Below are 12,977 nucleotides of genomic sequence, written 5' to 3'. Positions count from 1 at the left end.
GATCCAGATGAGTTCAAAGAAGGCGGAGGCAAACGTAAGGGGTTGGGTAATAGCGCTCATTCAATTTCCTGACGCACATAACCGCATAGACGTCTGACGTCGCCTACCTGAGTGAATCCAAAATAAATGGAACGTTCATCCTCGATACTAACGTTCGTGGCATCGAGCTCAATCTCCTGATAGCCATAGCGGTCAGTAGCACTGGTGATCGCGTTGACGCCCAGGGGCCATGGGCTTTGCCATACGCAACTGCAGTCCATACTCATCAGCGGAGTGGTGCCCAGCACCGCCCGCACTTTGATTCGACCGCGCTCTCCCCTTGGAATGTATAACTTTTGATCATCACCCATACGGACATTGGGCGTCAGTGCTTGTACGGCGATGCCGCTACTGTCTATGCCACCTCGAAGCGTTATCGGCCTATCCACACTGAAAACGGTATCTGTTCCAGAAGCGAATATTATCCTGGGGTTATCCGCCACCACTATCCGACCTCTATTGAAATTATCATTCGACTGATAAGTGGCCACGAACGTGGCCCCATAAGCGTCGGGCTTGAGCACCGCATCTATCGACTTAGGACCATAACTCAAGAATATTTTCATATCAGGCAGACCGTCAGCCAGCGCAGCGTCGAAAGCATTATGAATATGCCCATACATGTAACAAATCCGAGGGTTAGCACTGACATAGGCACTACCCATGTCGATATCACTGACCTCCACAACTTCTCTTAGGCGCAGCTCAACGGTCTGCGTAACGGACAGGTTAGAACGAGCAGTCAATCTGACCGTGTTATCGTTCAAGTCATTGGGAAGAAATGCTGCACTGCGTGCATCAATGTGTACGGATGCGACCCCCTGCTCATCTGTGTAAAGCTTTTCGCCCAGTAAGGGTGTAAAGACGACACCCATCCGTTCTAGATCCTCAGCGTTGTCCGCACTCAAGATTACCCAAGCGCCGTCATCCGGTCCTGCTGGACCCGTTGCAGTCACCTGCAGATCACCCGCATGCCCTTTCGATAGCGTGAATGTCTCCACCGTCGGATGATTCAAGATCGCCTGGCTTGACAGCGTACGGTCAAACACCAACGTGTCATGAGCAGCGACTACCGAGACATCGAATATGGCTTCGTTCCCCTCGCCGACTGCCTGTGCGACCACCGTGTGTGTGCCCAATTCCGAGCCTGTAAAGCGCTTGGCGAATTTAGCTTTGCCGTCTGTATTCGTATAGGTGGTTGAATGAACCGCCCCATCGACCAGCCAAGTGACCGGATAGCGTGCCATGGCAGGTTCAAGCGAAACGCTAAACGAAGCCATCGCAGACTGTGTCACCCTGAAGTACTGATGTGCGGGTGCGAAATCGCTAATTTGGGGCAACTCATGAACAACCGTCGGAGCGGAGTACATAGCGCGCAATGGCACACCTGCAACCGTTGCGGCAACGCCGACCGTGACCGTGCCCGGCACATTGCTCAGATACAGAATCCTGGCAATGCCTTCAACGTCGGTTAAGCTGCTGTTACCCCCGTCGAACCCACCGACGGTTGCCGTCCAGTTCACTGTGGCACCAACCACCGGAGATCCATCCAGGTTCACGATCCGACAGATTGCCTCTGAGGGCAGGGTGCTTGCGATGCTTGAGCTGAACTTTACATACTGGAAGTAAGGCTGCTCCAGGAAGCTAACGGGCTGAAACTCATGCTCGTTGCCGTTGACTTCAAAAGAGGCCACCACCGTTGCTGCGCCCGACGGCTGGCTGTGCAACGTCGCATACGCCAGGCCTTCGCTATCGGTGCGCGTCTGCGGACGCAGGAATTGACCCAGGTCGGTCTCCCACTGCACCACACGATCGCGACCCACGTTGCCATGCATATCCACGAGTTCCACCGCAAACTCGATTTCTTCACGGTCACCCGCCAGCGCCTCGGCAGGATTCGGGTAATGGGGCACCTCGATGAAGTCCAGGGTGCTTTCATCACAATCGATCCGCACCAGCGGCGCCTGGATCTGCCGGTCCAGACCGTAGGTGGCGGTGACCTGAGCGGTGCCCATCTCATCGCCGGCCATCAGGGTCACGGTCATTTCGCCATTGGCGTCGGTTTCCGTCATCGCGGGCAACTGCAGTTCGCCCAGGCTGGTACGCCAGACGACTCGAATACCACCCATCGGCTGGCCCAGGAAGTTTCTGACGGTAATGGTGAAGCGTGCGACCTCATCGGTCCTGGCCACCAACAGCTCACGGTCGACAATGATCCATGAAGACTCGCTTTGCCCCAGTTCACCTTCCACTTGTTTGCCTTCACCTGACAGGCTGGCGGTCAAGCTGGCCAAGGCACCTTCGCCAGCGGCCCGGTAGTCGTTGCGCGAACTGTCGCTGCGCAGCCGACTCAAATCGACCACTGCCGTGGTGCCCAATTGCAGCGCGTTACAGAACTCGCGAATACGAATCAGGTGATCCAGTTCCAGCACCGTCAGCAGAATCCCATTGTCAGTCAACAGCGCGGCTGTTTGCAGAATGTCGCGAGTGCCGAAGCCGATAAATCCGGCGATCTTGCCCGCAGCATCTTCTCGTACAAGTTCGGCATCGGCATCGCTGAGCTCGTTGGGCAGGCTGTTTACCAACTGTAGGTAGTCGAGCAACTCCTGCTCACCGCGACGGCTGAATTTCACCACTCGCTGGTACTGCACCAGGCTGTAGAGGTCTGCAAAGCCGATGTCGTCGATCAACCAGGTGGCCGATCTTGTTCGGCGAACTTGCGCCGGGCGGCCAAACCACTCAGGGTTACGCACAAAACTGCGCAAAGCCATGGCACTGACGTTCAGCTGTTGCGCGATCGCTGCCCGGCGGGCCAGACGTGCCAGGATGGTCAGCACTTCATCGCCCACGGGCACCGCGACACCGGCGCCCCCCTCGATGGCGAACACCCGCAGTACTTCTGCAAGCAACTGATAGGTCGTGCCACGCGCCCACAGCAGCAGCTCGCGGCACTGCTCGGCAGTCACCTTCAAGGTGCTGGCCAGGCATTCCCAAACCAGGCTCTGCTGAGCGGCACGGGCGTCCATCACCACACTGAACAGTTTGATGCGCAGGTCGGAGATCGCTGTGACGCCATGGCGGCTCATCACTCGATCGATCAGCTCCAGCAGCCGCTCGGTATAGTAGGCTTCGTCCTCGTACTCAGGGGCCATGATGCTGCGATCAATGATCAGGCCGTCACCGGAAACGAACGCTTCGAATTCAGCCAGCCAGTCGATCGCAGTTGGCGCATCACCCGCTGAATACTGCGGTGCACCTGCTTCGACGAAGGTCGCCTGGCTGACCAGTACCGCTCCCATACGCGATTGAATCTGCTTGAGCTGATCGATCTCGTGCTCGGTCGCTGCCGCAACGGGAGTCAGCGGCATGACTTGCTGATACAACCAATTGACAGACAACTGATGCGTGTTGCACCACTTGATCACATCGGCCAACGACTGAATCACGCTCAAGGTGTCAGTCATTTCCGAGTGCTGGTACACGGCGAGTCGAGGCTGCGCCAATCGGCTCACGTACTGGTTGGCGCTCTGGTTGATCAATTGCAGCAAGGCAATCGCCTCGATACTGGAAATGCCCAGGTAGCGTGGCAGCTTCACCAAACGGTAGAACGCCGAAACCACAGCATGGGACCAGCGCAAGCTGTTGACGTCAGCGTCGGCCTGGCTTTCGCTGTTTTGGCGGTGAAGCCCTTGGGCGATGTAGCGAGCAACGTAAACGTAGGTTTCGAAACTGATGCCCAGCGCGCTGCAGAGATGATCGACCTTGCGGTACTGATTGTCCGTCGCCGGGACGATTGGAAATACGCTGTCGTCCAGACACAGCGGCGTTTCAAACAGACCGCTGGCGTTGAAAATGCGGTCGAACTGCGGAATATCGCTGCCGCATGCATACAGGCCTACGCCATGAACCAGCGCCGCGAAGTCTTCTGCGGTCACCTTGAAATCGCGTTGCAGTTGGCGAAACAGCCCCAGCATGCGCAGGGTGTTTTCAGTGATTTGAAAACCATGCGGGTTCTCCCCGCACTCGCTCTTGAAGGCCGCCGCCAACAGCAGGTCGGTGTCGGCAAAGCTCAGCTCCATCCACCGCGACAGGCGGATGATGCGTTGCAGGCGGTCGAAATGACCGTCGGTGTGGCCGGTGAAACGGTGCATCGACCCACCTTCACTGGCCACGCCCAAGATCGGCGCGATGCCCGCGTTGACATAGCTGGAACCGAACACCGCAGGCGATGCCGGCGCCAAGCCGGCCACATTGGGTGAGGCTACTGGTGCACGCGTTTCGATGGACAGCAGGTCTTCCAGTTGCGTCTGGTTGATACCTGTGCGCTTGCAGAAGGTAGCAATATCCACCAGCGGCTCAGCATCGGCAACACCGTAGTGACGGTTGTAGAAGCCGGTCTGAGCCATGGCCATGGCTGCCTGGCGCTGGAGGCCTGGAGCCTTGCGGGCCAGGTTGGTCAGCGGAAAATAAGGCGCCTCCAGCAGCAGTGCGCGCTGCTCGGGGCCAAATGCGGTGTCCAGTTGCAGGGCATCGTCGGAGGCCGCCGAATGCAGGCCTTGCTCTTTGAAATAGGGAAACTTGGGATCGAGTTGTCGAACCGCATCGCCCAACTGGTAGCGCTTGCGCTGCAGTACATGGTTGATCTGCGCCTGATACCGCTCATACGGCAACTGGAACGGATAACGAGTGGTCAGCAGTACGTCGTCTACCGCCTCATCGCTGCGGTTACGGCTGTCGAGAAACTCGCGCGCGGCGCGCTCTAGAATCTCGTTGACCACGACTACGGTCGGCTCGACGCGCTCCAGGCTCACGGGATCCAAAGTCAGGTCAACCAGATCGGGACGACGCTCGGCCAGCGTGATGGCTTCGCCTTCGATGGCCAGAGGCTCGATGGTCTGGGTAGCCAAACGGTACAGACTGGTCAAATAAGCCGCAGGCGAGGTGGTTGCCTCGATAGCGCCGGGCATGCAGTTGCTCGACCAACTGGGGGTGAATTGGCTTTCGAAGCTGGGGCCGTCGACCAGCGCACGGACGCCACTGCGGGCCATGGCCGCCGAAGCCGGCTCGCTGGCCTTCAGGCGTTGTTCGCGCATCTGTCGCGCTGCGAGCACGGCCACCGAGCTGGCGCGTTGATGCAAGGTCTGCGCTTGATCTACGTCAAAACCCTTGCCGAGCTTGATCAGGTCCTCGACGCTGCCTTGAGCGATCTGCATTGCCGTGCAGTCTTGAACCTTGGACAGGATGTCGAGCTGTTCGGCATTGACGGCGATATGCTTCATATGTGCGGACAGTGTGTGTTCCGCCGGTGTTTCATCTTTCATGGCTGTCTACCTTTGCTGTTCGGCGCAGGCCCGCGAACGGGCTGCGCAGTAAAGCCGCCACACTAGGTAATGTTTCCATGGGCGTCGCCTGACAGAAGTGATAGGTAGATCCATGTTTTGAAAGGAGAAATGTGTACATCCGTAGGTGACACGCTTCGACCGAGAGCCTTTCGCATCGATGAGAGTCCGGCGGATGAAGTGCAGTGCGAATCAGTGTCTCCGATCAGGCTGCATAAGCTGATAACCAAACGCCATTACCCTCCCCCTTGTCGTTCTTCTATAGTCGCCTCACCGGATTACCGGGCATGCCCTTCCCTGTTCTCTTCGAGCCGACCGCGCCCAGCGGATGCGTCGAAGACGAGACTCACATCATGTCCACCCTCCTCACCCCACGACACCTGCTCGCCGCAAGCCTCGGCGTTGCGCTCGGCTTGTCCTTCAGCGTCGCGGCCCGCGCCGAAACGCAGCTGCGCATCGGCTACCAGAAATCATCGACCCTGATGGTGCTGCTCAAGCAGCAAGGCACGTTGGAGAAACAACTGGCCGATCAAGGCGTGCGCGTCAGTTGGCATGAATTCGCCAGTGGCCAACCGCTGCTCGAAGCGCTCAACGTTGGCAACGTCGACCTGTCCGCCGACGTCGCCGATACGGTGCCGGTGTTCGCTCAGGCCGCCGGGGGCAAGCTCACTTATTACGCATCCGAGTCGGCCTCGCCGCAGGCCCAGGCGATCCTGGTTCGAAAGGACTCGCCACTCAAGGCACTGACCGATCTCAAAGGCCATACCGTGGCGGTCACCAAGGCGGCTGGGGCCCACTACCTGCTGCTGGCCGCCTTGCGCAAAGCCGATCTGAAATTCAACGATATCCAGCCCGCCTACCTGTCCATCGCCGACGGCCGGGCGGCCTTCGAAAACCAGAAAGTGGATGCCTGGGTGGCGTGGGAACCCTTCCTCAGCGCCGCGCAGCAGCACCAACCCACGCGCGTGCTGGCCGGCAGCGAAGGCCTGACGGCGTACAAGCGCTATTATCTGGCCGGCACACCCTACGCCCAGGCCAACCCGGCCATTCTGAAAACCGTATTCGATGATCTGGCCGAAACCGGCAAATGGGTCAAGTCGCACCCTGCCGAGGCGGCCGCGATACTGGGTCCATTGTGGGGCAACCTTGATCCGGCCGTGGTGCAGCAAGCCAACGCCCGCCGCAGCTACGACGTGCAGCCGGTCACCCGTGAAGGGCTGGCCGAGCAGCAGAAGATCGCCGACGCCTTCCACGACGAGAAACTGATTCCCAAGCGGATCGATGCGGTGAACGTGGAGGTATGGGCGCCGGGCCAGTAGTTTATCGGCTTGGGCTTGGCATCAGCTGTGCGGCGCCTTGTCTGGCGCCGTCGCGGGGCGGCTCCCGGAGATCTTGCTCTGGATCACGCCGCAGACAAGTGTTCATAGAGGATGACCGCGCCGACCAGCATCAGCACGATGCCACCGATGATTTCCGCGCGTTTGCCGACGACGACGCCCAGCACCCGACCCAGCATCACGCCGATCGTGACCATGACGGTGGTCGCCACGCCGATGGCGGCGGCTGCGATCCAGATATTCACGTTGACGAAGGCCAGGCCCACGCCGACCGCCAGGGCATCGATGCTGGTGGCGAAGGCGGTGACGGCCAGAATGGCAAAGGAATGCTGTTGCGGCTTGTCCTCTTCAGGGGCTTCATCTTTGACGCCGTTGTAGATCATGTGCAGCCCGAGTGCCCCCAACAGCACGAAGGCAATCCAATGGTCGAAGTCCTGAACATACGACGTGGCCGCCTGACCGATGAACCACCCTATCAATGGGGTGATGGTTTCGATCACGCCGAAGATGATACCGGTGCGAAGTGCCTCGGCCAGGCGCGGCTTGTGCAGGCTGGCGCCTTTGCCGATGGCGGCTGCGAAGGCGTCGGTGGACATGGCCAAGGCGACGAAGATGATGGAAATGGGGTTCACGGTCGAGCATCCAGCCGGGCTATGAGTCAACGACGCAACCACACGCCCGGCTTTAGGCATGGATGCATCGTTGGTCTCACCAACCCGAAGGTGTTCGTGCCACGGCAGACGGCCGAGAATGTTGACACGAACGCTCTGGACCGAGGTCAAGAGCAGGCTACTCCCCAACAAGGGACGCCACTGTAAGCAGTCGCACATGAAAATTTCGTGAGCGCAACCATGGGTGTCAGGGCAACAGCGCCTGCCGCCCGATGGCAACCAGTGCACTGTCATCCTGAGGCGTGTGAATGCGTGCGCAGAGCACGTTGCGGTAGTGCCGCTCAAGCGCGTTGCGGCGGTCCAGCGCGGGGTTGCCGCCGGCCTCGATGGCCAGGGTCACGGCGCGGATGGCCTGGTTGCAGACCAGGTACTTGATGGCCGGCCAGCGTTCGGCGGGCAGGCGTCCTTCGGCGCACGATTGCAGCAGGGCGTGGTTGGCCAGCAGCAGGCTGTCGATCTCGCCGACTCGCTCCTGAAAGCGCGGCAACGTCGCCAGGGCGGCGCCGAGGTTGGCCGGCACACGATGCTGCAACCAGTCGATGAACGTGTCCCGCGCGGCCTGGGCGACGCCGTCGTAGACGCTGGACATCAGCACCGCCATCCAGCGCAGGCCTTCGGCGTCGAGCTCCGGCTGCGGCGCGCTGGCCGGGCTCACGCTGACCGCTTGGTCGAGGGGCACCAGCACGTCGTCGAAGACCACGTCGTGGCTGCAGGTGGCGCGCATGCCCAGGTGGTCCCACGTGTCTTCGATGCTGACGCCGGGCGTGTCCCTGCGCACCAGCCATGAGCCGACCAGCGGATCATCGTCGTCACTGCGCGCCCACACCAGCAGCCAGGTCAGGCCATGGCTGCCCGTGGAGTAGATCTTGCGCCCACTGAGTCGCCAGCCCTCGGTGGTCCGTCGCGCCACGGTGTTGGGCACACCGCCGCGCGCCGGGGTGCCGAGTTCGGGCTCGACCCGCAGGGCATTGATCAATGCTCCGGTTTCCACGGCCTCCAGAGCCAGGCGCTGCTGCCAGGCCTTGGGCCAGCGCTCGCTTTGATGCAGACGAGCCTGCTGAAGATACTGCATGACCAGAATCAACGCCGTGGCCGGCTCGCCCTTGGCGACGGCCGCTACCACTTTCTGCGCCGTGGCCAGGTTGGCCCCGCCGCCGCCATAGGCCGTGGGCACGGTCAGGGCCAGCAGGCCGAGGCTGTGCAGGTGCTCGATGTTGTCATGGGGAAACTCGCCGCTGCGGTCGTAGCGCTCGGCGTGCAGGGCCATTCGCTGAGTCAGCGCGGCAAGGGCGATGGGGTCGAGTGGGGTCATGTGAAAACTCTGTCGCGCCGTTGCAGAACGGCAGGCCGGCGGCCTCGCGACTGACCGCAGCGAGGCCGTTGATATGCGCCCATCTAACCATCCGTCTTGACATGAGTAAAATTCAATTTAGTCATATCCTAATATGCGAAAAACGAGCAATGACCACCCTCAGTCCGTGTTCATGCCGTGGGCCACGGTTTCCCCGAACACACGAATCGCACCCTGCAGATTGCCGACGAAGACGGCGTGCACCAGCCACAGGTCGACCATGGGTTTGAAATCCGAGATCTGCAGCACCTGCAGTTGATCGCGGTGTCGGCTGTGCTGCAACAGCGGTGCCGGGACCAGCCCCAGCCCCATGCCGCTGGCCGCCAGACCCAACTGCAGGTCGGTACCGAAAATCTCCAGATTGAGTTTCAGGCTCAGGCCCTGCTCGGCCAAGGCGTGCGAAAGGCCAGCGCGGAAGCCGCAGCCGTCGGGGTTCAAAACCCATCCGGTACTCTGGCAATCGGCGAGCTTGCACCGTTTGCCGAGGTCCAGGCCCTTGGCGCCGACCACCAGCAGCGGCATGCGCGCCAGGGAGTGACCCACCACGCCCTCGGGAAACACCTTGCCGGCCGGGAACAGCGCCGCAGCGGCGTCCAACTCCCGGTGCTGAATGCGCTGGACCAACTGGCCACCCCAACCGTGTGCGACCTGCACCTGCAGATCCGCGAAGCGCTGCTTCAAGGCTTGCAGGGCATCGAGCAGCACCGCGTCGCCCACGGTCTGCGGCACACCAAGGCGCAGGGTGCCGGAAGGCGCTGCATCTTCGGCCACCAATTCATGCAGCGAATCGATCTCGCGCATCACGCCCTGGCAGCGTTCGTACACACGCAGGCCGATGGCCGTGGGTTTCATGGGCTTGGTGTGGCGATCGAGCAGGATCGCCCCCAACGACTCTTCGAGACTCTGCAGACGCCGGGTGATGGCGGACTGGGTCAATTGCAGGGATTCGGCGGCGACGCTCAACGATTGCAATCGCACGACCGCCAGAAACGCTTGGATGTCATCTATCTTCATTCGCTTTTCGCATATTAGCTTATGAACAAATTGAATTTCGGGAAGCTTAACCCCTTTGCTAGGGTAATAACGAATCCGTTCGAGGGCTACTGAAATGACTCATCCCCTGCGCTATGACCGTTTTCGCCAGTTCGTCGGCGACCTGGCCGAGCTGCTCGAGCGCACCTCCAGCGAGCCCGAGGTGCTGGAGCACGGCGCGGTGTTGCTGCAACGGCTGGTCAGCCATGACGACTGGCTGCCGGAAATCGCTGCGCAGCCGGATCCGCAACGCTACCAGCAATTCCTGCTGCACGCCGATGCGCGCCAGCGATTTTCCGTGGTGAGCTTCATCTGGGGCCCTGGGCAACGCACACCGATTCATGACCATCGCGTCTGGGGCCTGATCGGCATGTTGCGCGGCGCTGAATTTTCTCAGGGCTTCAGCCGCACGGCCGATGGCCGCCTGGCACCCGACGGTGCGCCTGTGCGTCTGGGTCCGGGGCAGGTCGAGGCGGTCTCGCCCAGCGTCGGCGATATCCACCAGGTCAGCAATGCGTTCGACGACCGTGTCTCCATCAGCATCCATGTCTACGGCGCCAACATCGGCGCCGTGCAGCGCGCCGTGTACAGCGAGAGCGGCGAAGAGAAACCCTTCATTTCCGGCTATTCCAATGCCGGTATCCCCAATTTCTGGAACCTGTCCAAAGAGCCTGCGTCCACCGAAAGCTCGATCAAAGAGAGATCGCCCGCATGACCAAGATTGCCGTACGCCCCTACTCCGCCATTCGCCGTGCATTACTGGACAAGCAGGAGCTGGCCCTGATCGATGTGCGCGAGGAAGCGCCCTTCGCCGAGGCGCATCCGCTGTTCGCCGCCAACATTCCCCTGTCGCGCCTGGAGTTGGACATCTATGCCCGCGTGCCGCGTCTAGATACCGCGATCACCGTCTACGACGATGGCGAAGAGCTTGCCCAGTTGGCGGCGCAACGCTTGCAGGCGCTGGGCTATACCGATGTGGCGCTGCTGGAAAACGGTCTGGCTGGCTGGCGCGAAGCGGGTGGGGAATTGTTTCGCGACGTCAACGTGCCGAGCAAAGCGTTCGGTGAACTGGTGGAAAGCCGTCGCCACACACCTTCGCTGGCGGCCGAAGAGGTCAAGGCGCTGCTTGACCGTCAGGCGGACGTGGTGGTGGTCGACGCGCGCCGTTTCGATGAATACCAGACCATGAGCATCCCCGGCGGCATCAGCGTGCCAGGCGCCGAACTGGTGCTGCGCATCCGCGAACTGGCGCCGAACCCGCAGACCCAGGTGATCGTCAACTGCGCCGGGCGCACCCGCAGCATCATCGGCACCCAGTCACTGGTCAACGCCGGGATTCCCAACCCGGTGGCGGCGCTGCGCAACGGCACCATCGGCTGGACGCTGGCCGGTCAGACCCTGGAGCACGGCCAGCAGCGTCGTTTCGGTGAAGTCGACGAACACACCCGTGCCGCAGCGGCGCAGTCGGCGCGCGCAGTGGCAGACAAGGCCGGCGTGCAACGGGCGACGCTGGCGGCACTGGGCAACTGGCAGGCCGAACAGGGGCGCACCACCTATGTGTTCGACGTGCGCACCCCGGAAGAATACGCGACCGGGCATTTGCCTGCGGCTCGCTCCACGCCCGGCGGTCAGCTGGTGCAGGAAACCGATCACTTCGCCAGCGTGCGCGGCGCGCGCCTGGTGCTGGTCGACGACGACGGTGTGCGCGCCAACATGAGTGCGTCGTGGCTGGCCCAGATGGGCTGGGACGTGTCCGTGCTGGACGATGCGCAATCCAGCGACTTCACCGCCACTGGCGCCTGGCAGGCACCATTGCCGCCCCTGCCCGAGGCGCCGACGGTCAGCCCGACCACACTCGCCCAGTGGCAGAGCGAGGGCGACACTCAGGTGTTCGACTTCACCACCAGCGCCAACCATGTGCAGCGCCACATCGCCGGCGCCCACTGGGCACTGCGCGCGCAACTGCCCCAGGCCCTGGAGAACGTGCCGGTGGCCGAGCGCTACGTGGTGACCTGCGGCAGCGGTCTGCTGGCGCGCTTCGCCGTGGCCGACCTGCAAGCCTTGACCGGCAAGCCCGTCTTCCTCCTCGGAGGCGGCAATGCCGCCTGGGTGGCCGCAGGCCTGCCGGTGGAGCAAGGCGAGCACCATCTGGCGGTGCCTCGCAGCGATCGCTATCGCCGCCCCTACGAGGGCACCGACAACCCCCGCGAGGCCATGCAAGGCTATCTGGACTGGGAGTTCGGTCTGGTCGAGCAACTGGCCAAGGACGGCACCCACGGCTTCAAAGTGATCTGACTGCGCCACACCCCTTACCTCACTGGCAGCTCGGGACCTGATGAAACCGGACCGAGCGGCGATCGCGCCTCAGCGCCGTCGCCGCCGGTCTGTACGTTTTTCAGGAGAGACCCGAATGACTTCGTTGTCCGTTCTGCACGATTCCACGCCCACACTGCGCCAGCGTGTCACGCCCCAGGAATGGGAGGTGCGCGTCAAGCTCGCGGCTGCCTACCGACTGGCCGCGCAATTGCGCTGGACCGACCATATCTACACGCACTTCTCCGCGCGGGTACCCGGCGATCAGGAGCACTTCCTGATCAACGCCTTCGGCTTGCTGTTCGATGAAATCACGGCATCCAACCTGGTCAAGGTCGACATCGACGGTGAACTGATCGACGACCCCCTGGGCCTGGGCATCAACCACGCAGGCTATGTGATCCACAGCGCCATCCACCGCGCGCGTCCCGACCTCAAGGCGGTGTTGCACACCCACACCCGCGACGGCGCCGCCGTGTCGGCGCAACGCAACGGCCTGCTGCCGCTGTCCCAGCACGCCCTGCTCTACTACAGCCGCGTGGCCTACCACGGCTATGAAGGCATTGCCCTGGACCTCGACGAACAGACGCGCCTGGTCAGCAACCTGGGCGACAGCAACATCCTCATCCTGCGCAACCATGGGCTGTTGACCGGTGGCGTCAGCGTGGAGCACGCCTTTCGCGAACTGCATGGCCTGGAGCGGGCCTGCAACATCCAGATCGCCGCCCAGGCCGGCGGCAATGCCGACCTGTTGCTGGCGCCGCAGGCGGCCATCGACAAGGTCCACCAGCAGTCAGCCAGTGCCGCCAGCGGCGACAACCCCAAGATCCAGCTGCACTGGGACGCCTTGATCCGTCAGCTGGACCGCGAGGGCCAAGACTATGCCACCTGAAAT

Annotated in this window: 8 protein-coding genes; 4 read left to right on the top strand and 4 right to left on the bottom strand. The window is 61.7% G+C overall.

All coding sequences use genetic code 11. The features are described from left to right. Positions 1 to 56: 56 nt before the first annotated feature. The gene (locus tag BLV18_RS05335; protein WP_090356814.1) at positions 57 to 5,360 is read right to left on the bottom strand and encodes a Tc toxin subunit A; all 5,304 of its coding nucleotides are present in this window, start codon (positions 5,358 to 5,360) and stop codon (positions 57 to 59) included. A 371-nt stretch (positions 5,361 to 5,731) separates the two neighbouring features. Between BLV18_RS05335 and BLV18_RS05330 the strand changes: the two genes are divergently transcribed. After that, complete coding sequence (locus BLV18_RS05330; protein WP_090362022.1) at positions 5,732 to 6,697, top strand: aliphatic sulfonate ABC transporter substrate-binding protein; 966 nt, start codon at positions 5,732 to 5,734, stop codon at positions 6,695 to 6,697. Between the two features lie 83 nt (positions 6,698 to 6,780). On the opposite strand, the gene mntP is transcribed toward BLV18_RS05330, so the two are convergent. The 3 genes from mntP to BLV18_RS05315 all read right to left on the bottom strand — a co-directional run bounded on the left by mntP (position 6,781) and on the right by BLV18_RS05315 (position 9,751). Further along, positions 6,781 to 7,347 carry a manganese efflux pump MntP gene (gene mntP / locus BLV18_RS05325; RefSeq protein ID WP_090356812.1) on the bottom strand — a complete coding sequence of 189 codons (567 nt, stop codon included), beginning with the start codon at positions 7,345 to 7,347 and terminating at the stop codon, positions 6,781 to 6,783. Between the two features lie 226 nt (positions 7,348 to 7,573). Then, entirely contained in the window at positions 7,574 to 8,698 is a 1,125-nt protein-coding gene (locus tag BLV18_RS05320; RefSeq protein ID WP_090356809.1) for an acyl-CoA dehydrogenase family protein, read from the bottom strand. A 159-nt stretch (positions 8,699 to 8,857) separates the two neighbouring features. Continuing rightward, a complete protein-coding gene (locus BLV18_RS05315; RefSeq protein ID WP_090356807.1) occupies positions 8,858 to 9,751 on the bottom strand; it encodes a LysR family transcriptional regulator in 894 nt (297 codons plus the stop codon). Positions 9,752 to 9,845: 94 nt separating this feature from the next. Here BLV18_RS05315 and BLV18_RS05310 point away from each other — a divergent pair, with 94 nt between their 5' ends. From BLV18_RS05310 to BLV18_RS05300, 3 genes are all read left to right on the top strand, one after another. Continuing rightward, on the top strand, positions 9,846 to 10,484 hold the full coding sequence (locus BLV18_RS05310; RefSeq protein WP_090356805.1) for a cysteine dioxygenase family protein: 639 nt from the start codon (positions 9,846 to 9,848) through the stop codon (positions 10,482 to 10,484). Continuing rightward, complete coding sequence (locus tag BLV18_RS05305) at positions 10,481 to 12,064, top strand: rhodanese-related sulfurtransferase (protein WP_090356803.1); 1,584 nt, start codon at positions 10,481 to 10,483, stop codon at positions 12,062 to 12,064. The genes BLV18_RS05310 and BLV18_RS05305 overlap by 4 nt, the downstream gene beginning before the upstream one ends. A 115-nt stretch (positions 12,065 to 12,179) precedes the next feature. Further along, the gene (locus tag BLV18_RS05300) at positions 12,180 to 12,974 is read left to right on the top strand and encodes a class II aldolase/adducin family protein (RefSeq protein WP_049861492.1); all 795 of its coding nucleotides are present in this window, start codon (positions 12,180 to 12,182) and stop codon (positions 12,972 to 12,974) included. Positions 12,975 to 12,977 lie beyond the last annotated feature (3 nt).

It is taken from the genome of Pseudomonas coleopterorum (assembly GCF_900105555.1).
GTDB classification, from domain to species: domain Bacteria; phylum Pseudomonadota; class Gammaproteobacteria; order Pseudomonadales; family Pseudomonadaceae; genus Aquipseudomonas; species Aquipseudomonas coleopterorum.
Note: the sequence above shows the minus strand (reverse complement) of the source record. Positions and strands in the feature narration are given on the sequence as shown.

Coding starts and splice junctions, on each gene's coding strand:
- BLV18_RS05335 (WP_090356814.1), bottom strand. CDS start 5,360: ATGAAAGATGAAACACCGGCGGAACACACACTGTCCGCACATATGAAG.
- BLV18_RS05305 (WP_090356803.1), top strand. CDS start 10,481: ATGACCAAGATTGCCGTACGCCCCTACTCCGCCATTCGCCGTGCATTA.
- BLV18_RS05310 (WP_090356805.1), top strand. CDS start 9,846: ATGACTCATCCCCTGCGCTATGACCGTTTTCGCCAGTTCGTCGGCGAC.
- BLV18_RS05315 (WP_090356807.1), bottom strand. CDS start 9,751: ATGAAGATAGATGACATCCAAGCGTTTCTGGCGGTCGTGCGATTGCAA.
- BLV18_RS05320 (WP_090356809.1), bottom strand. CDS start 8,698: ATGACCCCACTCGACCCCATCGCCCTTGCCGCGCTGACTCAGCGAATG.
- BLV18_RS05300 (WP_049861492.1), top strand. CDS start 12,180: ATGACTTCGTTGTCCGTTCTGCACGATTCCACGCCCACACTGCGCCAG.
- BLV18_RS05330 (WP_090362022.1), top strand. CDS start 5,732: ATGTCCACCCTCCTCACCCCACGACACCTGCTCGCCGCAAGCCTCGGC.